Source organism: Vibrio sp. Vb1337 (assembly GCF_033338715.1).
GTDB classification, from domain to species: Bacteria; Pseudomonadota; Gammaproteobacteria; order Enterobacterales; family Vibrionaceae; genus Vibrio; species Vibrio alginolyticus.
Genome location: NZ_JAWOTD010000001.1, coordinates 371396 through 394246, shown reverse-complemented (window position 1 = coordinate 394246; position 22851 = coordinate 371396). Strand labels below are relative to the sequence as shown.

Genomic DNA, 22851 nt, shown 5'->3' with positions numbered 1-22851 from the left:
GAATTCAATGAATTGTAGTAATAAATTCAAATTGACCGCCATTGCAATGATGGTTGGTACCACAATGAACGCACAGGCGGCATTGTATCAAGTTGTTGAGGTTTCACCTCAGGATCATGGTTCAAACGGTGACTACCAAACGGCTTACGGGGTTGCAATTCAACAGGGCGATGCAGGTACAGATCCTTCAACAGGTTCACCTTTCGCTTTAGGCTGCTTTGATGCAGCAGCAAACTGCACGCCAGAGCAGTTTAAACTTGCAATGGAAACTCGCACTACGCCGATTTCAGCGACACAAGCCGTGGATGGGAACAGCTATCGTGAAGAAATCCCATTCGGATTAGACGCTGGCTTTTATTACATCCAAGAACTCAAAGACTTTGAGCGTTACTGTTACAACCAGCTTCGCTATTCCACCTGTGACTCATGGGCTTCAGTAAACTGGACGCCGTGGAATAAAGAACGTAGTAAAGACTTTACTTCTAATGCGTTAGCGTTCATAGAAGAAGATTCTGCTGCTTATAAAAATGAATATAACAATGTTATCAACCAGCTTACCGAGGGTGGTGCAGCTGTCGGTAATCAGAGTAAAGTTAGCACAGAAAATACTTCTACATTAGAAACACGAAATACCGTAGTTGCACCAGTAGAGCCAAATATTCTTACTGGCGATAGTGACGCAAGTGTTGTGCAAAGCCATGCTTGGAGCACAGACGGCATTTTTACTGTTGGCAGTGTTTCTCGAACAGCAAGCAATACCAATGGATCTCACCACACATCAAAAGCAGCGATTTGGGATCAAAGCGGAACAGTCAGTGAATTGGCTTGGCCTAGTGGCACATCTAAAGATGGAGAAAGGTTAGCTCAAGGGAGCATGCGTGACCTTGTCACTGATGGAACAACGGTCTATGGCGTAGGTTACAACACTTACAGTGATGATAACTACCTGAATGCGACTGTTTTTGTCGGAACTCTAGAGGCCGAAGGTAGCGTTGAAAACGCAACTTGGAAAAATAAAGTTGTTGTAGGAGCTAGACAGCGCGAAGGTGATGATACGGTTCATACAAACTCACGCTTAACCGACGTTAACTCTAATTTTGTTGCTATTGGTGAAGCGAAACGTTCGGGCGGATACTTAATGCCAACGGGCTCTGCTCCGAATCGTCTCTTTATCGTAGATGATGTTCGTAAGGATTCTATTAGCGCTTTTTACCCAACTACTGGCATTTTCTTTAGCGGTGCGGGCGGTAAGATGGGCGGTATCAACTCTTACAATGAAATCGTCGGGCAACTTGATGCGGAAACGACTCGTGAAGACGATGGCAAGCCACGTCGTAAGCGCGGTTTTATCTATCCATATAGCCTAGGTGGCGAGACTAGTGAACGTGCTGCAACTTTGTTTAATGGAAAAGCTTGGTTCCTAGACAGTTTGACTAATGGCGGTGATTACTCTGAACAAAACAATCAGTTTCGTATTATCGACGCAACTGATATCAATGATGCAGGTGTGATCTCTGGCACTGCTATGAAATGTGCAGGTGGTTATAGCACAACAGCAAACAATGCGACATGTAGCTCTGAAGAGCAAATTGTAGCCGTCAAACTAGTACCTATTGCTGACGCAACGAAGGACGACATCGTATCTCGAAGCATTGACTCAACGACGACAGAGCGTCAAGGTGCAGGTCTTGGTTGGTTAGCTTTGACCATGCTTGGATTGTTTGGGTTCCGTAGAAAATAGTTAAAAATCGTCAGTAATTTTTAAATCAAGCAGAGGCTCACACATTTGAGTCTCTGCTTTTTTTATGCCTTGAGAAATTGCCTACTTTGATCGATTCTTATAAGTGGAGTCATAAAAACTCCATCAAAGTTTCACAATAACAGCTGTACGTTAGTAAATGGACCTGTATGAGGAATTAACTATGAAGAGACAAAAGCGTGATCGCCTAGAACGAGCTCAATCTCAAGGCTACAAAGCTGGGTTGAATGGAAGGTCTCAAGAGGCTTGCCCATATCAACAAGTTGATGCTCGGTCGTATTGGTTAGGTGGTTGGCGTGATGCCAGAGATGAAAGACAATCTGGTCTCTACAAATAAACTCTCCACATACAAAAAGAAGGATTCGAAAGGGCTCTACGGAGCCTTTTCTACATTATAGGGACATAGGGAAGTAGGTTAACACTCGATAACAAAAAGGCTCCTAAATAGGAGCCTTAATAAATCGATTAAAATCGTGATTAGAAGCTTGAAGTGTCTTGGAACAAGCCAACTTTCAAATCTTTTGCTACGTAGATTTCTTTGCCGTCCACACATACACGACCGTCGGCCAAACCCATCACAAGTTTACGGTTTACAACGCGTTTCATGTGGATTTCGTACGTCACTTTTTTCGCTGTTGGTAGGATCTGACCTGTAAACTTCACTTCGCCAACACCCAGAGCACGACCTTTTCCTTTGCCACCAACCCAGCCAAGGAAGAAACCAACAAGTTGCCACATCGCATCAAGGCCAAGACAACCCGGCATTACAGGGTCGCCAGGGAAGTGGCAGTCAAAGAACCACAAATCTGGAGTAATATCCAATTCCGCCAAGATCAAACCTTTACCAAAATCGCCTTCAGTCTCAGACATTTTAGTAACACGATCCATCATTAGCATGTTTGGCGCAGGAAGCTGAGGGTAACCAGGCCCAAACAGTTCGCCTTGGCTAGAAGCAAGTAGATCGTCACGGTTATAAGAATCACGTTTGTTTTGCATTATCAATTACTCCAATTTTTGATAGCTGCATCTTAGTGAACACGTGTACGCTAAACAACTCCGATCAGTACTAGACAAACCAGTTTTTGATGCGCTGCACAATTCCTTCTGGATGCTCATGTCTTTCAAAGTTTTCAATACGTTCCGCTATTTTGCCAATAATGCTATCGTCTTCACCTCTAAAAGGTTTATTCATTACAATCGGAATAGCTTCATCTACGGTAGAAACGGACCAAATATGGAACTCACCATTTTTAATGCTTTCTATTACATCTTTATGTAATGCAAGGTGTTTAAGGTTTGATTTTGGCATCACAACACCTTGATTTCCTGTAAAACCTTGATGTTTACAAACCTGATAAAAACCTTCAATTTTTTCGTTCAAGCCACCAACGGCTTGCACTCGACCAAACTGATCAACAGCCCCTGTAACCGCAACTTGTTGATTAATTGGAGATTCAGATAAAGCACTTACCAAGCAACAAAGTTCTGCAAGAGATGCGCTGTCACCATCAACTTCACTATAAGACTGTTCAAATACGATGGAGGCTGAGTAAGGCAGTGGTTCATCCAGTTTCAGAGCAGAGCTCAAGAAAGCTTGCATAATCATCATGCCTTTTGCATGTAGATTGCCTCCAAGCTCAGCTTTGCGCTCAACATCGGAAACATCGCCATCACCAAAATGAATTACACAAGATATTCGTGCAGGCTCACCATAGCTGACAGGGTGCCCAGCCATATCAATAACGGTTAGGCCATTGATTTGACCAACTTGTTCCCCAGTTGTCTCAATGATGACTTGGCCATCTAAAATATCGTACACGGCACGCTGAGGAAGGTAAGATTCTCGGTAATACTTATCGTCAATCGCTTTATCTAACGACTTGTAATCTAATGCGTGGCCATCACTGAACTGGCTAGTAAGCGTTAGAAGTTGAGAGTGCCACATTACTCCTAAAGGCAGATAATGTTGATCTTCAGTAAATCTCATACCGGCCAGCAACAATCTTCTAAAACCACATTCAGTTAAGTGAGGCAGCTGATATTGAGAACATATCCAGTTCACTAAACCAAAGTAATCTGTCAAATTCTGCTCTGACAGATGAATATCTTCTTCAACTTCCGTATACATGGCAAAGCCAGAACAGAAGTCTTCATCGATGTATTCTAGCTCTGCTAACTGACTTCTTTCTCCTGTTACAATCAGTTTTACATCATAAGCTTTAGCTTGCGGTACTGAAGTAGGTAAACGAGTAGGGCTTAGGTTCAGTGGCTCGATAAGGTTTTGTTGAATTGCAGACTTTATATTTGGCCAAAGCCCTGGGTTAGCCAAAATTAGATTAGCCGGTACTATTAAGTAACCGTTATCTGCCTGTGAAATTAAACCAGGTTGGAAGGCAATATCACCACTTACATCAACACTGTAACGGTCAAATAAACGTTTGGCATCAAGTGATTCCGACAAAACTATCGCAGCGTTAGACTGGCTCTGAAGAGCTTTACTGATGAACTCTCTATATACAGAATTATCTACGCAGTTAATGAGTAGTACTCGCGTCAATCCGGAAATTTTTGAAAAACGAGATATCGTTGCCGACATTCTCGGTTGGAGATCAGTAAAAGACTTCTTTGGTAACGAAGGTGCAGACTTTAAAAGTGCTTCGTACTGCTCAAGTGAAGGTGTTACGTCTTGCCAATTAAGTTGGTTCATTAAAATTCATCGTAATTCAATCTTGCCGACATTATAACGAAACGGACTATAACACCCTAGCACCAATTTGGTTTGCTCTCGGCATTCAACTCTCAATGAACAATACTTAGACAAATGAGTGATCAACATCGATACTTCTAAGAGTTTTATTTGCCCAAGTAAACCATCTGGGTTACGCTGTCACTAGGTTATGTTTATGGGTCGGAACAAATGAAATATCAACAGCTTGAGAATCTAGAATGTGGGTGGAAATGGAAGTATCTCATCAAAAAATGGAAAGATGGTGAAGCGATTACCCGACATATTGATACAAGCGAAGCAGATGCAGCGGTCGCAGAACTAAAACGCCTTGAACACGAGCCTACACTTGTCTTGACTTGGATAGAAAACCACATGTCAGAAGAGTTAGATAATAAACTCAAGCAGGCTATCCGAGCGAAACGGAAACGTCACTTCAATGCAGAGCAAGTCCATACAAAGAAGAAATCCATTGATTTAGATTACCGAGTTTGGGAAAAGCTTTCTAGTAGAGCGAATGAACTTGGTTGTACGTTATCTGACGCAATTGAATATTTGCTTTCCGAAGCGTCGAGAAGTGAAAAAGCGAGTCAAAAAGTTACCTCAATTAAAGAGGATTTGAGTAAATTGCTATCTAGCTAGGATAGGGAGTGCCAAATGTTATATGTAATCTTAATTGCAGCCATCGTGATCTTTTGGTTGATCGCAGTCGATAGGCCGGTGTTAAAAGTAAAGTTCGATAATGGCCATATTAGTAACGTAAAAGGGCATCTACCTCCTTCTTTCAAACACAACTTACAGGATATTAGTGAGCATAACCCGTTTACTGGTGAAATGAAGGTGTATAGCCAACGAACAGGAATGCGCTTAAGCTTTTCCAAAGGCATTCCCAAAAAAGTTCAACAGAGGATTCGTAACGTTTTTCCGCACCAGGGCTTCAAAGCAAACAAAGGCAAGAAGCGCGCTTAATTACATATCAGTTACTTCATCATGTTAAATGGGACGCAATGTGACGTCCCATTTTCGTATCTACAGAAAAATTACTTATCATTGAACAATCAACAACATAAACGGACCAAAACGATGAGATACGTTGTAACTTTAATGATATTGATCTTTGCAAGTAATTCAGTTTTTGCTGACGATTCAGAAACGAACCTGTTGGCTAAAAAGATTAAGACTAAGCTTCAAAAGAAAGTAGACAATAAGTTTGATGGCTATCAAGGTTATTGTGACGTCATGATAGAAATGGAGCACAAAAGTAAAAACGCAGTAATAAAAAGAGTAACCAGTAGTGGTGACCAAAAAGTGTGTAGGTACGTTAAGTCCAACTTGAAGAAAGGAAAACGCTATCGTTACAAATCCCCCGAAAAGTACATTCGTCTCCATATAACTACAGGCTTATAAATGTTTCAGAACACCTTGATTAAGAACGAATGAACTGAGCTCGTGATTTTTGGCAGATTTCGTTGCGGAGCGATTAGAGCGATTTGATTTGCTTCGTAAGCATAACCACAAACCAAACTAGCGATTGCAAGTCCACAGGAACCTCGGTTAAAGCCTCAAACGCAAACAATGTTATTAATCTTAGGAGGACATTTTAAAGTAGCTAAAACCGGACATTATTGCTTTGAGATCTCCCCTTGGTGCGCATTATATGTGTTATGTTAAATTGCGTATTGCTGTACGCTAAATGTTGTCTGAGTATGCTCCTATTCCCTTGCAGATTTTAAATTTAAGGGCCTTACTGTGAGCATTAAACATAATCGTTATTTACCATAAAATACTTAATATAGATCTTAATAATCTATCGATTGTTAAGATCTATATTAACGCCTTTTTACTTATTGAAATGACTGTATAGCTTCAAAGATATCTTGTCTTCTAACTGGCTTGGAAATGAATCCGTCCATACCGGCATCCAGGCATTTATCTCTATCGCTTTCTAGCGCATGTGCAGTTAACGCTATAATTGGGGTCCTGAGACCTTTATCTCGAATAAGTCTTGTTGCGGTAATTCCATCCATCACTGGCATCGAGACATCCATGAGAATCAAATCGATTAAATCCTCATTCTCTTCTAAAAATGTTAATGCCTCTGCTCCATGGCTTGCGATATGAACATTATGGCCAAGCTTATTTAAGATAAGCTTTATTACGAACTGATTCGACTCGGTATCTTCTACGACGAGAAGTTCCATTGCTTTTGTCGGTTGATTGGTTTCGATTCTAACTGGACGATTTTGATTGCAACGAGTCAAAACTGGAATCGAAATCGTAAAGGTTGAACCAACATGCTCGTCACTTTTAACGGCAATCTTGCCACGCATCATTTCAACTAAATGTTTGGTTATTGCGAGTCCCAGTCCTGTACCACCGAAGCGTCTCGTGATGGAACGGTCTCCTTGATGAAATGCCGTAAACAAATGCTCTTGCTTTGCTTTAGATATACCAATTCCAGTGTCAGATATTGAGATCACAAGTTCAGCATCTTGCTCAGATACAGAAACTTTTACTTCACCTTCGTCTGTAAACTTTATTGCATTCCCTATTAGATTAAACAGAATTTGAGATAACCGCGTGGAGTCAATCCAAAATTGTTTGTCATTAGTGACAGTACAGTTGAGCTTGAATTTAAGATTCTTCTTCTTAGCTATTTGTTTTTGCTGAGAAATAACAAAAGTGACAGTGTCTCTTAAGTTAATCCATTGTTCATTGAGCTGAAAGCGACCTGACTCGATTTTAGAAAGATCAAGAATGTCACTGATTATCGCGAGAAGTAACTCTGCAGAGCACTCCATTTGGCTCAAAGCATCAATTTGTTCTTCTGACAAGGTTGATTGCTTCAGTATATCTAGCATTCCAAGAACGGAATTTAAAGGGGTTCTTATTTCATGGCTCATCATCGCTAAGAACTCCGACTTAGACCGGTTCGCAAGCTCTGCTTCTTCTCTTGCTTTAGCGAGCTGAGTTGTTCTTACCTCAACGATACGTTGTAACTTCTCTTTGGTCTCGATATCAATGACCGCCCTTTCAATTAAGGGACGAAACCGCCTCAAGGTTTCCTTATTCTCTATGCTAAAGTGCCCTTTCTGAGCTCCAATAAGTAGGATTACGGTTTGCGTTACTTCTGAACGTATACCAGTTAAAACGACCGAGTTTACATGGCTTTTTATAAAGCTGTTTAAGTTAACAAACTCAGCGAGTTTATCTGGCTCGAACAGTAGAATGCATTCACCATTGAGAGCTCTTTGATAGGTGTTACCGTGTAACCAGGATACATTATCAAATACGCTATTAGTTGATATCAATGTCTTGAAGGGATATCGTTCACCATCACGAGTCAGTACAATAAAGTCATCGAAGTTGATGTACTTTTTGAGGACATTGTTTAATCCCGTAAATATCTCATGCCGATTCTTTGCCTCACTCATCGCAGATATCGCGGAAAGAATGGCCTTGTTTTCATCGGCGAGTAGTCGTTCTCTTTGTCTAGCCTGCTTTAGCTCAACTAACGCTTCTTGAAGCGCTTCCTGTTGATATATGTCTAAGTATTTATCTTTCATAAGGTTTATGGAATATAGCCGATGAAATCATCAGGTTTCCATGTCCATTCTCACCACCAATAAATCTACCTTGCTCGCCGAAAGTAAAAGGGCAAATAAAAGGCAAATGTTCTAGTTCTTGGTTAATTTGTTCACAAACGCTATTCATGTCTTGCATTAAGTGCAACATGGGACCTGCGCAAAAGATATTTATCACTCCAATTTTTCGAGACTCTTCTAATTTTTGGTTAAAAGCGGCATTGACGACTTTTGCAGCGCGCGCAACGAGATGCTCACGACTTCCTTTCATTAATGTGAGCTCGTCACCCTCTTCTATTCGTGTAAACAACTCGATTCCACCATCTTGTGTCTCACGGATCGGATGGGATAACTTGTAATATGGGCGATCATAGAGATGACCTGCGATCCGCCCTAATGGATAAGCACTCGAGTTTGTAAACAGCATATTATCTTTACCTACTTGGTTATCCTGGTGATTTGTCCACCTTCTATAAACATTGAGCGCAGGTTCATTATCAATTTCAAGTAAGCATCTATCGTTGGTCTTGGTTGCAACACCTTTGATATTAGTTGGTGTATGCCCAGCGCTAAAAGCGATATCAACAGGTTGAGAGGAGTAAAAGAGAGTTAAGCTTAAACCTGAAGTTTGAGAGCCTTGGGCGGTTATCACAGACCATTTCCCAGCGATGTTATTATCAGCGGCCGAACCACCAATAATTGGAATTAGAGTTCCAAATCTTTCATCTATAGACGCAATGATTGATTCCTCTTGCCCTGGTGTAGCATGAAGTAGAATTAAGTTTGGTACCTCTCCTACACGGTTTGCGTTCTCAAGGGCCATATCCAAAGCCTTGGTGACGCTGTCACCTGAGTTGTGATTAGAAATACCAGTACCATAAGCATGAGGACCTGTATCATAAACAGCAAGTGCCGCAATTACTGGTCCTGTATGAAAGCCCTGATCTGTCATTACGGCTTGACATGAACTGGCGCCATGAAAAGGCACACCAGGAAAATGCGCAAGAAACGCTTCTCGAATCAACTCGAAATTGTATTCTTCCGTGTAGTAACACATCACGTAAGACAAGTTCTGTTGTGTCAATTCGGACCTGAGCGTTTTTATCGCTGAGTCTTCATCTTTAATATGAGTAAAAACTGATTGGCAATGCATACGATTTTATAATTGGATATCACTCTGCTGTTATACCATTCCAACCAATTTTCTCTAGGTAAGAAGGTGTTAATTTCATTAATAAGTTACGATTATCTCGTGATAGATCGTATTTATAATTGAACTACAACAATGTTTTCACCTTTTTTAAAGGTGATTTTTTTCGATTCAGGCATGATGTCCCATTCTACTGACTTATGCTTTTCGTTGAGATTGATAAAATTACCAGATTGATTTAGATCAATTTTTAGAGTGCTACTTTCTGTCGTTTCGAGCGAAATTCCCATTGAGTCACGATTAATCGTGATTATTTCTCCTTCAATTGTTACATCGCATCGTTCTTTTTGTGAACAGTCAACGCTATTAACACTCTCGTGTGTAAAGGTACGCCAGAAAAATGCGCCTATTAAAACACTGAGCATGATTAAGATTTGTGCAAGTCGCGCCTTTGTTAACTTTTGTGCAGGCATAATTACTAATATCCTTGTTACAAACTTCAAACTTTTTAAATAAAAAATGATTTCCAGAGGTCCAGTAAGGTTACTACCCTGTCATTGAATTGTTAATTCAAGTATAGTGTCACGCTGAAAATGCCACTTTTTATTAAAGTCAGCAATGGAAATAAGGTGATGATAACACTTGAATTCTAGAGTTTACTTGGGTGGTGTTACGACGCAAGTCGTGTTGGAAGTAAAAGTGTAGTTAATTAGAAATTGGAAGCATGCAAATGAGCCAAGTAAAGCAGCTTGAACAAAACTACAACTATACAGTCGTTCGCCAATTTACCCTTGTGACCATTTTATGGGGCATAGTTGGTATGGCTGTTGGTGTTTTGATTGCCGCTCAATTAGTTTGGCCACAGCTAAACTTTGATACGCCGTGGTTGACGTACAGTCGCTTACGTCCACTGCATACTAATGCGGTAATTTTTGCGTTTGGTACCAGTGCTCTGTTCGCAACGTCTTATTATGTTGTACAGCGCACATGTCAAACACGTCTTTTTGGTGGCCCACTCGTTGCCTTCACCTTTTGGGGTTGGCAAGCAATCATCCTGGCAGCAGCCATTACTTTGCCTCTCGGTTTAACATCGGGTAAAGAGTATGCTGAGCTAGAATGGCCTATTGATATCGCAATTGCGCTAGTATGGGTATCATATGCGGTGGTGTTCTTCGGCACACTAGTGAAGCGAAACACGTCACATATTTATGTGGCAAACTGGTTCTTCGGTGCCTTTATTATCACAGTAGCAGTACTTCACATCGTGAACAGCATGGCTATTCCTGTGTCACTTGGTAAATCTTACTCGATTTACTCGGGCGCAGTGGATGCGATGGTTCAGTGGTGGTATGGACACAATGCGGTAGGTTTCCTACTGACCGCTGGTTTCCTAGGTATGATGTACTACTTCGTTCCTAAACAAGCTGAACGTCCTGTTTATTCTTACCGTCTATCTATCGTTCACTTCTGGGCACTTATTTCTCTATATATTTGGGCAGGCCCTCACCACCTTCATTATACAGCGCTACCAGACTGGACTCAGTCTCTAGGTATGGTTATGTCGCTGGTTCTATTTGCTCCTTCTTGGGGTGGTATGATCAACGGTATTATGACGTTATCTGGTGCATGGCATAAGCTTCGTTATGACCCTATTCTACGTTTCCTAATCGTTTCACTGTCGTTCTACGGTATGTCTACCTTTGAAGGCCCGATGATGTCGATTAAGACGGTTAATGCACTTTCTCACTACACAGACTGGACCATTGGTCACGTTCACTCTGGTGCGTTAGGTTGGGTTGCGATGGTTTCTATCGGCTCTGTATATCACTTGGTACCTCGCCTATTTGGCCAAGAGCGTATGTACTCTGTTGGTCTAGTTAATGTGCATTTCTGGCTAGCAACAATCGGTACCGTTCTTTACATCGTTGCGATGTGGATCTCTGGTGTAATGCAAGGTCTTATGTGGCGCGCGGTTAACTCTGACGGTACGCTAACTTACAGTTTTGTTGAATCTGTAGAAGCGTCTTATCCGTTCTACTTTGTACGTTTCCTAGGCGGATTTATCTTCCTATCTGGTATGTTCCTAATGGCATACAACACGTACAAAACGGTAAGTGCACCTAAAGAAAGCCTAAAAGCTATCCCACATCCGGCATAAGGAGATTTAAGAATGAGTAATAATTCTAATAATCGCCATGAAATCTTAGAACGTAATGTCGGTTTGTTGGCTATTTTTATCGTGTTTGCTATCAGTTGGGGTGCTCTTGTAGAGATCACTCCTCTGATTTTCCAAAAGCAAACGACTGAACCTGTAGAAAATCTGCGCGCTTACACTCCTTTGGAGATGGAAGGCCGTGATATCTACATCCGTGAAGGTTGTAACGTCTGTCACAGCCAGATGGTTCGTCCTTTCCGCTCAGAGACTGAACGTTACGGTCACTACTCTGTTGCTGGTGAGAGTGTTTGGGAACACCCATTCCTTTGGGGCTCTAAGCGTACAGGCCCGGATTTAGCTCGTGTTGGTGGTCGTTATTCTGACGAATGGCACCGTGTTCACCTGTTAGATCCTCGTGAGCTTGTACCTGAGTCAAACATGCCAGGTTTCCCGTGGCTAGCTGAAAACGTTTTAGACGGTAAGCTAACTCAGAAGAAACTTGAGCTATTTCGTGATCAGTTCGGCGTTCCATACACTGATGAAGAGATCGCGAATTCGGCTAAAGAAGTAGAAGGTAAAACAGAGATGGATGCAATCATCGCTTACCTTCAGTCTCTTGGTCATGCAATGAAGTAAGGGGATCATATGGATTTCGGTACAATTCATAGTATTTATACCGTTGTACTCTTCGCTAGTTTTATTGGCATCGTATGGTGGGCATTTAGTAAAAAGCGTAAAGCACGCTTTGAAGAAGATGCCAACTTGGTGTTTGCTGACGAAGAACAAAAGACCCCTAATAACCAAGGAGTGAAGAAGTAATGACTACATTCTGGAGTCTCTGGATTATCGTGATTACTGTCGGTACGCTAGTAGGCTGTGCGATTCTCCTGACTTGGTGCGCTAAAGATAAAATGGGCGTCGAGGAAGGGGAAGACATGGGCCACGAGTACGATGGTATTCGCGAGCTAAACAACCCTCTACCAAAGTGGTGGACTTACCTGTTTGTAAGCACATTTGTGTTCGCAGCAGTTTACCTTGCCCTATTCCCAGGTCTAGGTAGCTTCAAGGGCTTTTTAAACTGGCAGAGTTCGGCTCAAACCGTTCGCTCACTAGAAGAGTCAAAAGAAGCCATCGCTGCAGCACAAGAGAACAAGCAACTAAACCAATATGCAAAAGAACTGGATGATGCCGACGCTTACTTCGGCGAAGCATTCCGTAAACTTGCGCACAATGACAGTGGTCTACGCCCAATTCCTGAAATTGCGCAAGATCCTGAAGCATTAAAAGTTGGTCAGCGTTTGTTTTTGCAAAACTGTTCTCAATGCCATGGCTCTGATGCACGTGGTCAGAAAGGCTTCCCTAACCTGACTGATGATGCATGGCTATATGGTGGCGAGCCAGCAGCGATCGTTACAACCATCATGCACGGCCGTATTGGTCAAATGCCAGCATGGAAAGATGCCCTTGGTGAGCAAGGTGTTCAAGAAGTTGTAAGTTACACACTTAGTCTATCTGGTCGTAAAGTAAATGCTCGTGAAGCCGCGGCAGGTAAAGCACGCTTCGTAGTGTGTGCTGCTTGTCATGGTACCGATGGTAAGGGTAACCCTGCAGTCGGTGCGCCTGACCTTACAGACCAAGACTGGTTATTTGGTGACTCTCGTGCAGCTGTAACAGAAACCGTAATGAACGGACGCTCAGGCGTAATGCCTGCGTGGAAAGACATTTTGGGTGAAGATAAAGTTCAGCTCGTTGCCTCATATGTCTGGAGTTTAAGTAACTCAGAGAGTAAGTAACTGAGATATTACGTAACATAGCAATAACAGCCCCTTTCATAGGGGCTGTCTTTCCTTTAAATTTAACGCCTTACATTTTTTCATTTAGCTGTTGAGAACTTTTTTATGGTAAAGCCTTGGTATAAACAATTTTGGCCGTGGTTCCTAATCATCCTTCCTCTTACTGTCGTAGTTTGGACTGTGATTACTGTGGTCGTTTTCTCGAACAACTCTGTTTCTTTAGTCGCCGAGGATTACTATAAAAAAGGCAAAGGCATTAATATCGACATTAGTAAAATGAATGTCGCTCGTGACCTAGGTCTTAACGCTGAGATTTCCTCTGAAAATAACAATGTTGTGATTGTTTTCGCTAAAGGGAAGCTACCTCATTACCCTGCTCTAACGGCCACTTTCACTCATCGTACTCTTCCTGATCGTGACTTCACAAAGCTTGTAACAGCGGATGCATCTGGTAATTACCGACTAAAAGCTGAGGAATCTATTCAAGGACCATGGTTTGTTGAACTACAACCACACGACAAGCAATGGATGATCCAAGGTAAAGTTGAGTTTCCTGCCTCTTCAACACCGTTAATGAAGTAAGCATATGTGTAAATCCTGTTATCACTGCGGTGAAGATGTACCAGCCAACACGGATTTCAAAGTAGAAATATTGGGTGAAATTCGCGACATGTGTTGTCCGGGCTGCGAAACTGTGGCGCAGACTATTGTCGATAGTGGTCTTGTATCATATTACCAATACCGCACTGCGCCTGCAGAAAAGGCAGACCTAGTACCAGAGCAACTCCAAGCTTTAATTCATTATGACAATGCGGATGTACAATCTGAATTCGTACGAAATCGCGAAAATGTTTCTGAAGTAACCCTTTCTTTGGAAGGCGTTTCATGTGCCGCTTGTGCGTGGTTAATCGAAAAGCAAGTTTCTAATACGGCCGGGTTGGTATCTATCCGTGTTAATACAACCACCAATCGAGCGTTACTAGCCTGGGATAAAACTCAGGTACGGTTAAGCGAGCTCCTTTCCGTTATTCATAAACTTGGTTACAAAGCTGCACCTTTTGAAGCAGATAAGCAAGAAGCCTCTTACCATCGAATGATGAAGCAATATCTATATCGGCTAGGTATTGCAGGTTTAGCAACCATGCAGGTCATGATGCTCGCCGTTGCACTGTATCTCGAAGTCTTTGGTGATTTAGAGCCAGAGTTTAAAAGTTACTTTCGTTGGGTAAGTTTGATTTTTGCTACTCCTGTTTTGCTTTATTCCGCTCTTCCATTTTACTTAAACGCATGGCGCAGTATCAAAGGCCGAACCCTTGGTATGGATGTCCCGGTTTCTATCGCGTTGATCTTTGCCTATGTTGCAAGTTTAGTTGCAACAGTAACTGAACAAGGCGAAGTCTTCTTTGAATCTATCTCGATGTTTACCTTCTTTTTGTTAGTAGGTCGATTCTTAGAGATGCGCGCTCGTCGCAAAGCTGCTGCAGCGAGTGGTAACCTTCTTAAGTTGATTCCGGCAATTGCTACAACGCTAGACGGTGATCAGATACCCGTGAAGACGCTAAAAGTTGGCGATCGTATTCGCGTTCTACCTGGTGAACATATCCCCGCTGACGGTAAAGTTATTTCAGGCCGTATTCATATTGATGAATCCATGCTAACGGGTGAGTCAGTGCACGTTGTGAAACGAGAAGGTGATGTCGTCTATGCGGGAACGCTAAACGGAGACGAATCATTTGAACTCGAGGTAGTAAGCTCAAAGGCCGATTCAATGATTTCTAATATCGTGCGTTTACAAGATGAAGCTCAACACTCCAAACCTAAAATTGCGGAAATTGCAGACATTGTCGCCCGTTACTTTGTTGGTGTGGTTCTTATTATCTCTGCTGGTACTTGGTTTTACTGGCATCAAACAAAACCAGATGATGCGTTTTGGATCATGCTGTCTGTGTTAGTCGCTACGTGTCCATGTGCGCTATCTCTGGCCACTCCGACCGCTCTCACTTGTGCTACCTCTAGAATGGGTAATTTTGGCATTTTGCTTCGTAAAGGCCATGTGTTTGAGACACTATGTAAGATCAACCACTTAGTTGTAGATAAAACAGGCACTCTAACGAAAGGTGATATTGAGATCTGTGAAACAAAGGTACTTAGTGATCTCCCACAGAAAGATTGTCTATCACTAGCTGCAGCTTTAGAGGCTCATGCAAACCACCCTATCGCTCGTTCTTTTGCAACTTACACCAATGATGACTTTATAGTGTCTGACGTGCAAAACGTGATTGGTTCAGGGATTGAGGGTATGTGGAATGGCAAAATCGTTAAGATAGGTAGTGCTGCTTTTGTTCAAGGCAAAGAAAGTGGTGAAAGCCAGGCGGTCTATCTGTCGGTTGATGGCAAGCATGTCGCTAGCTTTTACTACCGCGACCCTATCCGAAAAGAAAGCAAAGCCTTTATTCAACGTTTTGCTGACGCTGGAATTAAGACAACCCTGCTAACTGGTGATTCTCTCTCAAACGCCCAACCAGTGGCGAATGAAATTGGTATCGATCACATCGTCGCGTCAGCAAAGCCAGAAGATAAGCTTGCATACCTTAAGAGCTTGGACGAAAACAGTATCACTATGATGGTTGGTGATGGAATCAATGACGCGCCGACTCTCGCCGGAGCTCACCTTTCTGTCGCAATGGGCGGTGGTACAGATGTCGCTAAAGCTTCTGCAGATATGACGTTACTTGGGGATAATCTCGAAAAGCTACTAGAGGCACGTTTGCTTGCACTGCGTACAAGAAAGATTATTCGAGAAAACTTGGCTTGGTCTTTGGGTTACAACCTGTTAATTTTGCCTTTGGCGGTCGCAGGTTTAGTGGCTCCCTACATTGCAGTAGTTGGCATGTCTGCAAGCTCAATTATCGTTGTATCTAACTCTTTGCGCCTGCTCAAAGAGAAATAAGTAGAGAAAGCAAACATGGAAAGTCTTTATATATTGATTCCCATCGCTATCGTTCTCGTTTGTGTTGCTGTCGCCGTTTTTCTTTGGGCGGTAAGAAGCGATCAGTTTGAAGATCTTGAACGGCAAGGGCACAACATTCTTCTCGACGAAGAAGACCAATCTAATAGTGATAAAAAGTAGCGACCTTTATGACTCCTGATTTTATCGGTGCGTTGATGATCGGCTTAGTAGGAGCCGGTCATTGTATGGGTATGTGTGGTGGTATCGCGTCTCTGCTTACCATGGGCTCTTCTGCTAAAAATAAAACTACCCCTCTTATCCCCCTCTTCTACAACCTCGGACGATTGATCAGTTATACCTTAATAGGTGCATTAGTGGGTGGTGCTATATCAGGTTTATCTGAGCTTAGTGGGTTAACGCACTCTCTTGCTTGGTTAAGGCTGATTGCTGCGTTATTCATGATCCTGGTCGCGCTGTATATTGCTAAATGGTGGCAAGGCTTACTTTTAATAGAAAAGCTAGGGCAGTATATCTGGCGCTTTATCTCGCCGGCAGGGAAGAATCTGTTGCCACTAAAGCATCCTCTTCACGCGTTGCCATTTGGCTTTATTTGGGGTTGGTTACCATGTGGCTTAGTTTATTCAGCACTTACTTGGTCGGCGGTTTCTGGTAGTGCGATGAACGGCGGCCTAATTATGCTTGCGTTTGGGCTCGGAACGCTACCTGCAATGCTTATTATTGGATACGGTGCCAATCATTTTCAGAAATTACAAAAATCATTAATATTTAGAAATATTTCAGCATTAATCCTTATTGGCTATGGTACGTATACCGCTGTAGGAGCCTTAGCGTTACTCGGTTTCATATAACGTTAAACTCTATTGAGGTGACATTTTTGCTACCCTTTAGGATTAAGCGATGCTAAAATATTGATGTATATCAAATAGTGAAAGGTTGTTATGATTTCTGAAAAACCTGCAACAAAGCGTATCCAATCAGGCGGTTGCGCCATTCATTGCCAAGATTGTAGCATTAGTCAACTGTGTATCCCGTTCACTCTAAATGAGGCAGAACTTGACCAGCTTGACCAAATCATCGAACGTAAGAAGCCTATTCAAAAAGGACAAGAGCTTTTTAAGGCCGGTGATGAGCTAAAATCGCTATACGCTATCCGCTCTGGTACCATCAAGAGCTATACGATCACAGAGCAAGGTGATGAGCAAATCACAGCGTTTCACTTAGCTGGAGACTTAGTCGGTTTCGATGCTATCACTGGTGACTCCCACCCTAGCTTTGCTCAAGCACTCGAAACGTCGATGGTATGTGAAATCCCATACGAAATTCTAGACGATCTATCGGGTAAGATGCCTAAGCTTCGCCAGCAAATCATGCGTTTGATGAGTAACGAAATTAAAGGTGATCAGGAAATGATTTTGCTTCTTTCTAAAAAGAATGCAGAAGAGCGACTAGCTGCTTTCCTTTACAACCTATCAACGCGTTTTTCTCAGCGTGGCTTCAGCCCTAGAGAGTTTCGTTTAACTATGACTCGTGGTGATATTGGCAACTACCTTGGTCTTACAGTTGAAACGATCAGTCGTTTGTTAGGTCGTTTCCAGAAATCTGAGATCCTAAGCGTAAAAGGTAAATATATCACTATCTTAGACCACGATGCATTGATGGAACTTGCTGGTGTAACTAAAGAATAATACACCCTAATTATTGATGTAGCTCGAAAATGAGCTACATCATATTTCTCATAAATTCCTTTCGAAAGTCCTCAAAAAGTTCTCCAAACTAAGCTACAGTAAAAATGTACGGTGAGTACTCCAAAATACTGATTTAATTTACATTCAGTATCTGGTTTTGCAATAGAAGTGGGCTTAGTTATGAGTATATACAGTAAGATCCTTGTTGTAGCTGACATCAATAATGATGAGCAGCCCGCACTTGCAAGAGCTGTTCAATTAGCTCAGAAAAGTGTATCTAGAAGCCGAATCACTTTCTTTTTATCCATTTACGATTTCTCGTATGACATGACGTCAATGCTATCAGTGGATGAAAGAGATGCTATGCGTCGAGGTGTCATTCATCAGCGTGAGCAGTGGATGCGTAAAATTGCTCAACCATACCTAAACGATGGCTTCGACTTTGATGTTTGTGTTGTCTGGCACAACCGCCCTTATGAGGCGATTATTGCTGAAGTCTATGCAGGCAATCATGACCTAGTCATCAAAGGCACACGTAAGCATGATGTTTTAGAGTCTGTCATTTTCACACCGACAGATTGGCACTTGTTGCGAAAATGCCCTATTCCAGTGCTTCTTATCAAGAATGCTGCTTGGCCGGAACAAGCAAGTATCCTTGCCTCAGTACATGTGGGCTCAGAAAACCCGACTCATATTGATCTCAACGATACGATGGTCGAGCGATTAAAAGAAATCACCACTCGGCTTGAGGCCAAGCCATATCTTGTTAACGCCTACCCCGTTACACCGGCGAACATTACGATTGAACTTCCTGAATTTGACCCAACGACTTATACCGATGCAGTGCGAGGTCATCATTTAACGGCTATGAAAGCACTACGCCAAAAACATGGTCTTGATGAAGAACAAACGATAGTTGAGCAAGGTTTACCTGAAGATGTCATTCCGTCAGCTGCAGAGCGCTTGAATGCTGCAATGGTTATTTTAGGTACTACAGGGCGAACTGGGCTTTCTGCTGTCTTTATTGGTAATACAGCGGAGCACGTAATTGATAAAATAAATTGCGACGTGTTGGCTCTAAAACCAAAAGGCTACATTAGTCCTCTCGATCCAAATACAGCAACCTAATCTCTCTTTAGTATTGTTATGTATTGAGCGCTTTCAAATAAGCGCTAATAAATCCCCCCAATACAGGGGGATTTTTGTTTGGGAACAGTTAAAGCATTGGGTACAAAAAAGGAGGTCTAATTGACCTCCTTTTTTACGAGTTAGATGTTCGTAACATCGATGAACATTGATTCATCAATATTCGTCGAAGAAACGACAGCCTCATTAAATTCATACTCTTCGCGGTTACCTTCACGATCTAGCGGTAAGTTAACAAAGTCGAACAATTCGCGGTCTGCTAGTTGGCTTGGGCTTACGTTTTGAATTGATTTAAAAATTGCTTCCACACGCCCTGGCGTCTTCTTATCCCATTCAATCAACATTGCTTTTATAGATTGACGCTGAAGGTTCTCTTGAGAGCCACAAAGGTTACACGGAATTATTGGGAAATCCTTGTGCTCAGCGTATTTGATCAAATCTTTTTCACGACAGTAAGTCAATGGACGAATGACCACGTTACGACCATCATCAGAGCGTAGCTTTGGTGGCATCGCTTTAAGGCGAGAGCCGTGGAACATGTTCAAGAACATTGTTTCGACGATGTCATCCATGTGATGACCTAGCGCAAGCTTAGTTGCACCAATCTTCTCTGCAAATGAATACAGCGTACCACGTCGCAGGCGTGAACAAAGACCACAAGTGGTTTTGCCTTCTGGTACCTTCTCTTTTACGACGGAATACGTGTCCTTATCGACAATATAGTAAGGGATATTCAGTGTTTCGAAATACTCTGGCAGAATGTGCTCAGGGAAGCCCGGTTGTTTTTGGTCTAGGTTTACTGCAACCACTTCAAATTTGATTGGCGCAGCTTTTTGAAGATTCAACAGGATATCAAGCATCGCGAATGAATCTTTACCACCGCTAATACATGCCATCACAACATCGCCTTCTTCGATCATGTTGTAATCAGTAATGGCATTTCCAACATGTCTTCTCAGGCGTTTCTGAAGCTTGTTGAATTCTAGGGTTTCTTTTCTTGTATCTATTTGGTTCATTGCGGGCTCTCACATCGCCGATAAATCGACTAGGACTTCCTAACATGGGTTTCTTTGGGGCGTGGATTATACGAGCTTTTTACACAGGATTAAATGCTTGTCTTATTGAGTCTTTAAGAAAAGAGTGTGAAAGATACTTTAGTTACGGTCACAAATGAAAAAAGAGCTGCGATTGCAGCCCTTTCTAAACGTTCAGTGTTCATTTCTTTGCGTTAGGTAGATAAGGTAACACTCGCATCGTCGGTTCTGGTAGTGTCATTGTGCCACCTTGCCCTATTTCACTTAGTGCGACTTGTATCTTGCCATTGACAATTGGCTTTTCGGTTCCGTTTGAGAAAATCACTTTATCATTCAGTTGATTTGCAAACTCCATCGTCACACCTTGAACTTCCGGTGTAAACCAACCCGCAAACATACCGCCTAAATCTTCCAGCATCGTCTGCATTTGAGGTAGAAGAGGCTTAAGTTGCTCGTAAGAAACGTTACCCTGTAATGGTTCTTTGGTCATCACGACAAGTGAGTAATCGCAACGTGTATCTTTTGGGGTATCGATAAAAACCAACGGATTCGCTGACTTTAAGTTTTTATCAACAGGTAAAGGCAACTCTTGTGAAGCAGGGATAACAAACTCTTCATAGTGCTCTTCTTTTTCCATCCAAGCTTTTTCTATCGTACAAATTTGTTTAGTTTTTGCGTCCACAAAAAAGACACCAACTTTCACATCGTCATGCCCTTCTTTATTGTTGTTTTTTAGTTGAGTGTATAACTTTGAGTACGTGAACATGTACTCTTGAGCTTGGGTTATCGGCGATACAAGAATTAGCGCCGCACTTCCCAATAGACTTAGGCTTAACTTTTTCATTTTATCCGTTATTTTATTGCGTCCAGTAGGCGTTGTTATGACGAATCATAGCGCGAAGATCGTGTACATAGGCGATGCCACGTTCAGAATAGGCTAGCAACCCATGCGTTAACTCTGACGCGGTTGCAACCGTTAACAAGCCCTTGTTCTTTTCAGCCAGAGATGTTCTGATTTCACGCAGGTCTGCATACGCTGGGTTTCGATTAACATTCATAAAGTAGCCATGAACAGACTGTTGTACAGAATCGAATTTTTCAACTTCATGAACTTTGTTAGCGCCACGTTGCGCTGGAACAATTCCACAGCCCTTTTTATAACACCATTGGCCGAACAAGTTGTTTGCTTGAGTAGCAAAACGAGAAGTGCCCCACGCAGATTCATTTGCCGCTTGAGTTAGAACCAAGGCTTCAGGTAAGACGTTCACTCGCACAAGCATCTCGTCTAGCCATGCTTGATCAATCTTATCGTTACTCAAGGGCAACGAATACAGAGATGATAACCGCTGAGCATACTCTTGTTGTTCTTGCGTCACTTGTCCCACCTTTAAAGAGGTAAGAAAGGCCCGCTCATGACGAATTCGTTGATTCTCAAGAGCAATTTTAGGCCTTAAAAAATCAAAAAAAGCAGCTTTTTTCTCTTTCGTATCTTTTATTGAATTGAAGTCTGGGATATCACCGATGTATGGCAAGTGTGATAAATCGACATGCTTAATCTTGCCAGAGAGTACGTCAGGATTTTCCACATATTTAAACTGTTTCTCGTAGTGTAAATATGGGCCTATAGAAATAAAAGTGGCGGCTATACAGGTTGCCGCCACTCGTAAACTTATTGATTTCAAAGAATTAGGCATCAAACACCTGTGAGTTACCATCGTGATCATTATCGTTTTTCTGTGTTGTAACGATCTTAAGCTTAATTCCAAACATTTCGCGGTAGAGTATGCCTTTCAAATGGAAGAAGAATGGCAGCACAAAAATCAAGCCAATACCGTAGAACATTGCTGCAATAATAAACATTAACATCACGCCTAAGTAAAGCCCCGCGACCACAAAAATCTTCTTGTTGATTGCGCGAAGTGATAACAGCAACGCTTGCATTGGTGGCACCCTTTTCTCACAAATCAACAAAATAGAGTGACTAAATGCCAAGGAAAGATACAGCGACAGTAAAGGAAAAATCATACCAACCACACCTTGTAGCATTAAGCTCATGAGCGTTGCTAGAATAACAGGAATGGTGAACTGCAACCCCTTTCCAACATGGCGCAACTTAGTCTTCAGGCCGGCGACATGGCTCATAGCCATCAAGCTGATCCCCGCATAAATTGGTGCGCTAATCACCTCATAACTGAAATTCGCGACATAAATAGAAGACACAATATCGTTTGTGAACGACTCTGGGTTCTCAAATGCATCAAGAATAACGCTCAAATCGCCCAACTGCAGTTTTAATGCAATATAGAAAATACCTAACTGGACAAAAAGCAATACAATAATGGCAGGAGAAAATGATAAAAAGTGCTGGATGGTTGCTCGCCAAGCTTCGTTAAAAACCGCGCCAGCTTTAAGCTCGTAGTTGCCAGACAAAGCTCGCTCTACACTCCCCCCAAGATTGAAATCTTTCTCAAAATCGTCGTTCATAGTTTATCCAAGACTAACTTGTAAAATTTTGACTGGAATTCCAGTCAATTAATGTAATCGTCATTATAAAGAAATCTTTCCACATCTAACATCACAACTCACCTACAATCCTTGCAATCTCAACTGTATGGTTGATAATTAACCACTTTCAAGGTCATGAAATTGAAACAATTGTTGAACAAAGTTTAGTGCTATCAAACTGTGTCTAGATGCCAATTAATCTCATAAAAACAGTATGGTAAGGAATGATGGCTTTTTCCTGCAAAATTATTTCTGTTTCAAGATAAGAAAATGCTTTAATTTCACACTTTTGGTGATTATGATGCGCGCCTCAAAAGTGAATGGTTAGTGTCACATCAGCTGGG

Annotated in this window: 24 protein-coding genes; 15 read left to right on the top strand and 9 right to left on the bottom strand. The window is 42.1% G+C overall.

Annotated features, from left to right (window positions below):
- Nucleotides 1-7: 7 nt before the first annotated feature.
- Nucleotides 8-1741: a DUF3466 family protein gene (locus R7E42_RS01695; RefSeq protein ID WP_005390080.1), complete on the top strand. Its 1734-nt coding sequence runs from the start codon at nt 8-10 to the stop codon at nt 1739-1741.
- A 181-nt stretch (nt 1742-1922) separates the two neighbouring features.
- Nucleotides 1923-2096: a ribosome modulation factor gene (rmf, locus tag R7E42_RS01690; RefSeq protein WP_005377453.1), complete on the top strand. Its 174-nt coding sequence runs from the start codon at nt 1923-1925 to the stop codon at nt 2094-2096.
- Nucleotides 2097-2236: 140 nt separating this feature from the next.
- On the opposite strand, the gene fabA is transcribed toward rmf, so the two are convergent.
- Complete coding sequence (gene fabA / locus R7E42_RS01685; protein WP_005390081.1) at nt 2237-2755, bottom strand: bifunctional 3-hydroxydecanoyl-ACP dehydratase/trans-2-decenoyl-ACP isomerase; 519 nt, start codon at nt 2753-2755, stop codon at nt 2237-2239.
- A 70-nt stretch (nt 2756-2825) separates the two neighbouring features.
- Nucleotides 2826-4466 carry a Lon protease family protein gene (locus tag R7E42_RS01680; RefSeq protein ID WP_318072279.1) on the bottom strand — a complete coding sequence of 547 codons (1641 nt, stop codon included), beginning with the start codon at nt 4464-4466 and terminating at the stop codon, nt 2826-2828.
- Between the two features lie 210 nt (nt 4467-4676).
- Here R7E42_RS01680 and matP point away from each other — a divergent pair, with 210 nt between their 5' ends.
- The 3 genes from matP to R7E42_RS01665 all read left to right on the top strand — a co-directional run bounded on the left by matP (nt 4677) and on the right by R7E42_RS01665 (nt 5891).
- Nucleotides 4677-5126: a macrodomain Ter protein MatP gene (gene matP, locus R7E42_RS01675; RefSeq protein WP_062730590.1), complete on the top strand. Its 450-nt coding sequence runs from the start codon at nt 4677-4679 to the stop codon at nt 5124-5126.
- Nucleotides 5127-5141: 15 nt separating this feature from the next.
- Nucleotides 5142-5453: a DUF3634 family protein gene (locus tag R7E42_RS01670; RefSeq protein WP_005377468.1), complete on the top strand. Its 312-nt coding sequence runs from the start codon at nt 5142-5144 to the stop codon at nt 5451-5453.
- 114 nt (nt 5454-5567) lie between these two features.
- Nucleotides 5568-5891, top strand: a complete 324-nt coding sequence (locus R7E42_RS01665; RefSeq protein WP_054702349.1) for a hypothetical protein — start codon at nt 5568-5570, stop codon at nt 5889-5891.
- A gap of 437 nt (nt 5892-6328) precedes the next feature.
- Here R7E42_RS01665 and R7E42_RS01660 read toward each other — a convergent pair whose 3' ends face one another.
- The 3 genes from R7E42_RS01660 to R7E42_RS01650 form a co-directional block, all read right to left on the bottom strand.
- A complete protein-coding gene (locus R7E42_RS01660; RefSeq protein ID WP_005377471.1) occupies nt 6329-8050 on the bottom strand; it encodes an ATP-binding protein in 1722 nt (573 codons plus the stop codon).
- Nucleotides 8040-9221: an FIST signal transduction protein gene (locus R7E42_RS01655; RefSeq protein ID WP_005377472.1), complete on the bottom strand. Its 1182-nt coding sequence runs from the start codon at nt 9219-9221 to the stop codon at nt 8040-8042. The genes R7E42_RS01660 and R7E42_RS01655 overlap by 11 nt, the downstream gene beginning before the upstream one ends.
- 113 nt (nt 9222-9334) lie before the next feature.
- The gene (locus R7E42_RS01650; RefSeq protein ID WP_005377473.1) at nt 9335-9691 is read right to left on the bottom strand and encodes a hypothetical protein; all 357 of its coding nucleotides are present in this window, start codon (nt 9689-9691) and stop codon (nt 9335-9337) included.
- A 257-nt stretch (nt 9692-9948) separates the two neighbouring features.
- Between R7E42_RS01650 and ccoN the strand changes: the two genes are divergently transcribed.
- From ccoN to uspE, 10 genes are all read left to right on the top strand, one after another.
- Entirely contained in the window at nt 9949-11376 is a 1428-nt protein-coding gene (ccoN, locus tag R7E42_RS01645) for a cytochrome-c oxidase, cbb3-type subunit I (protein ID WP_005396488.1), read from the top strand.
- A 12-nt stretch (nt 11377-11388) separates the two neighbouring features.
- Nucleotides 11389-12009, top strand: a complete 621-nt coding sequence (ccoO, locus tag R7E42_RS01640) for a cytochrome-c oxidase, cbb3-type subunit II (protein WP_005377475.1) — start codon at nt 11389-11391, stop codon at nt 12007-12009.
- A 9-nt stretch (nt 12010-12018) separates the two neighbouring features.
- A complete protein-coding gene (locus R7E42_RS01635; RefSeq protein WP_005377485.1) occupies nt 12019-12192 on the top strand; it encodes a cbb3-type cytochrome oxidase subunit 3 in 174 nt (57 codons plus the stop codon).
- On the top strand, nt 12192-13166 hold the full coding sequence (ccoP, locus tag R7E42_RS01630; RefSeq protein ID WP_005377487.1) for a cytochrome-c oxidase, cbb3-type subunit III: 975 nt from the start codon (nt 12192-12194) through the stop codon (nt 13164-13166). The genes R7E42_RS01635 and ccoP overlap by 1 nt, the downstream gene beginning before the upstream one ends.
- A 105-nt stretch (nt 13167-13271) precedes the next feature.
- Nucleotides 13272-13748 (top strand): FixH family protein, encoded by a 477-nt coding sequence (locus tag R7E42_RS01625; RefSeq protein WP_005377489.1) that lies wholly within the window; start codon nt 13272-13274, stop codon nt 13746-13748.
- A 4-nt stretch (nt 13749-13752) separates the two neighbouring features.
- Nucleotides 13753-16116 (top strand): heavy metal translocating P-type ATPase, encoded by a 2364-nt coding sequence (locus R7E42_RS01620; protein ID WP_213903950.1) that lies wholly within the window; start codon nt 13753-13755, stop codon nt 16114-16116.
- A 15-nt stretch (nt 16117-16131) separates the two neighbouring features.
- Nucleotides 16132-16296 (top strand): cbb3-type cytochrome oxidase assembly protein CcoS, encoded by a 165-nt coding sequence (ccoS, locus tag R7E42_RS01615; protein ID WP_005377493.1) that lies wholly within the window; start codon nt 16132-16134, stop codon nt 16294-16296.
- Between the two features lie 8 nt (nt 16297-16304).
- Nucleotides 16305-16985, top strand: a complete 681-nt coding sequence (locus tag R7E42_RS01610) for a sulfite exporter TauE/SafE family protein (RefSeq protein ID WP_017634899.1) — start codon at nt 16305-16307, stop codon at nt 16983-16985.
- Nucleotides 16986-17075: 90 nt separating this feature from the next.
- Nucleotides 17076-17822 (top strand): FNR family transcription factor, encoded by a 747-nt coding sequence (locus R7E42_RS01605; protein WP_005377497.1) that lies wholly within the window; start codon nt 17076-17078, stop codon nt 17820-17822.
- A gap of 180 nt (nt 17823-18002) precedes the next feature.
- Complete coding sequence (gene uspE, locus R7E42_RS01600) at nt 18003-18950, top strand: universal stress protein UspE (protein WP_033905303.1); 948 nt, start codon at nt 18003-18005, stop codon at nt 18948-18950.
- A gap of 140 nt (nt 18951-19090) precedes the next feature.
- On the opposite strand, the gene ttcA is transcribed toward uspE, so the two are convergent.
- The 4 genes from ttcA to R7E42_RS01580 all read right to left on the bottom strand — a co-directional run bounded on the left by ttcA (nt 19091) and on the right by R7E42_RS01580 (nt 22486).
- Nucleotides 19091-19984 (bottom strand): tRNA 2-thiocytidine(32) synthetase TtcA, encoded by an 894-nt coding sequence (ttcA, locus tag R7E42_RS01595; RefSeq protein ID WP_005377502.1) that lies wholly within the window; start codon nt 19982-19984, stop codon nt 19091-19093.
- Between the two features lie 199 nt (nt 19985-20183).
- A complete protein-coding gene (locus R7E42_RS01590; protein ID WP_042522976.1) occupies nt 20184-20846 on the bottom strand; it encodes a DUF2987 domain-containing protein in 663 nt (220 codons plus the stop codon).
- A 13-nt stretch (nt 20847-20859) separates the two neighbouring features.
- The gene (locus tag R7E42_RS01585) at nt 20860-21696 is read right to left on the bottom strand and encodes a glucosaminidase domain-containing protein (RefSeq protein ID WP_017634900.1); all 837 of its coding nucleotides are present in this window, start codon (nt 21694-21696) and stop codon (nt 20860-20862) included.
- Nucleotides 21689-22486 carry a hypothetical protein gene (locus R7E42_RS01580; RefSeq protein ID WP_005389175.1) on the bottom strand — a complete coding sequence of 266 codons (798 nt, stop codon included), beginning with the start codon at nt 22484-22486 and terminating at the stop codon, nt 21689-21691. The genes R7E42_RS01585 and R7E42_RS01580 overlap by 8 nt, the downstream gene beginning before the upstream one ends.
- Nucleotides 22487-22851 lie beyond the last annotated feature (365 nt).

Bases quoted from the DNA above. Each gene is read 5' to 3' on its own strand.
- matP (WP_062730590.1), top strand. From the start codon at position 4,677: ATGAAATATCAACAGCTTGAGAATCTAGAATGTGGGTGGAAATGGAAG.
- R7E42_RS01665 (WP_054702349.1), top strand. From the start codon at position 5,568: ATGAGATACGTTGTAACTTTAATGATATTGATCTTTGCAAGTAATTCA.
- R7E42_RS01635 (WP_005377485.1), top strand. From the start codon at position 12,019: ATGGATTTCGGTACAATTCATAGTATTTATACCGTTGTACTCTTCGCT.
- R7E42_RS01670 (WP_005377468.1), top strand. From the start codon at position 5,142: ATGTTATATGTAATCTTAATTGCAGCCATCGTGATCTTTTGGTTGATC.
- R7E42_RS01655 (WP_005377472.1), bottom strand. From the start codon at position 9,221: ATGCATTGCCAATCAGTTTTTACTCATATTAAAGATGAAGACTCAGCG.
- uspE (WP_033905303.1), top strand. From the start codon at position 18,003: ATGAGTATATACAGTAAGATCCTTGTTGTAGCTGACATCAATAATGAT.
- R7E42_RS01610 (WP_017634899.1), top strand. From the start codon at position 16,305: ATGACTCCTGATTTTATCGGTGCGTTGATGATCGGCTTAGTAGGAGCC.
- R7E42_RS01680 (WP_318072279.1), bottom strand. From the start codon at position 4,466: ATGAACCAACTTAATTGGCAAGACGTAACACCTTCACTTGAGCAGTAC.
- R7E42_RS01585 (WP_017634900.1), bottom strand. From the start codon at position 21,696: ATGCCTAATTCTTTGAAATCAATAAGTTTACGAGTGGCGGCAACCTGT.
- R7E42_RS01590 (WP_042522976.1), bottom strand. From the start codon at position 20,846: ATGAAAAAGTTAAGCCTAAGTCTATTGGGAAGTGCGGCGCTAATTCTT.
- fabA (WP_005390081.1), bottom strand. From the start codon at position 2,755: ATGCAAAACAAACGTGATTCTTATAACCGTGACGATCTACTTGCTTCT.
- R7E42_RS01660 (WP_005377471.1), bottom strand. From the start codon at position 8,050: ATGAAAGATAAATACTTAGACATATATCAACAGGAAGCGCTTCAAGAA.
- R7E42_RS01620 (WP_213903950.1), top strand. From the start codon at position 13,753: ATGTGTAAATCCTGTTATCACTGCGGTGAAGATGTACCAGCCAACACG.
- R7E42_RS01605 (WP_005377497.1), top strand. From the start codon at position 17,076: ATGATTTCTGAAAAACCTGCAACAAAGCGTATCCAATCAGGCGGTTGC.
- R7E42_RS01695 (WP_005390080.1), top strand. From the start codon at position 8: ATGAATTGTAGTAATAAATTCAAATTGACCGCCATTGCAATGATGGTT.
- R7E42_RS01650 (WP_005377473.1), bottom strand. From the start codon at position 9,691: ATGCCTGCACAAAAGTTAACAAAGGCGCGACTTGCACAAATCTTAATC.
- rmf (WP_005377453.1), top strand. From the start codon at position 1,923: ATGAAGAGACAAAAGCGTGATCGCCTAGAACGAGCTCAATCTCAAGGC.
- ttcA (WP_005377502.1), bottom strand. From the start codon at position 19,984: ATGAACCAAATAGATACAAGAAAAGAAACCCTAGAATTCAACAAGCTT.
- ccoO (WP_005377475.1), top strand. From the start codon at position 11,389: ATGAGTAATAATTCTAATAATCGCCATGAAATCTTAGAACGTAATGTC.
- R7E42_RS01625 (WP_005377489.1), top strand. From the start codon at position 13,272: ATGGTAAAGCCTTGGTATAAACAATTTTGGCCGTGGTTCCTAATCATC.
- R7E42_RS01580 (WP_005389175.1), bottom strand. From the start codon at position 22,486: ATGAACGACGATTTTGAGAAAGATTTCAATCTTGGGGGGAGTGTAGAG.
- ccoP (WP_005377487.1), top strand. From the start codon at position 12,192: ATGACTACATTCTGGAGTCTCTGGATTATCGTGATTACTGTCGGTACG.
- ccoN (WP_005396488.1), top strand. From the start codon at position 9,949: ATGAGCCAAGTAAAGCAGCTTGAACAAAACTACAACTATACAGTCGTT.
- ccoS (WP_005377493.1), top strand. From the start codon at position 16,132: ATGGAAAGTCTTTATATATTGATTCCCATCGCTATCGTTCTCGTTTGT.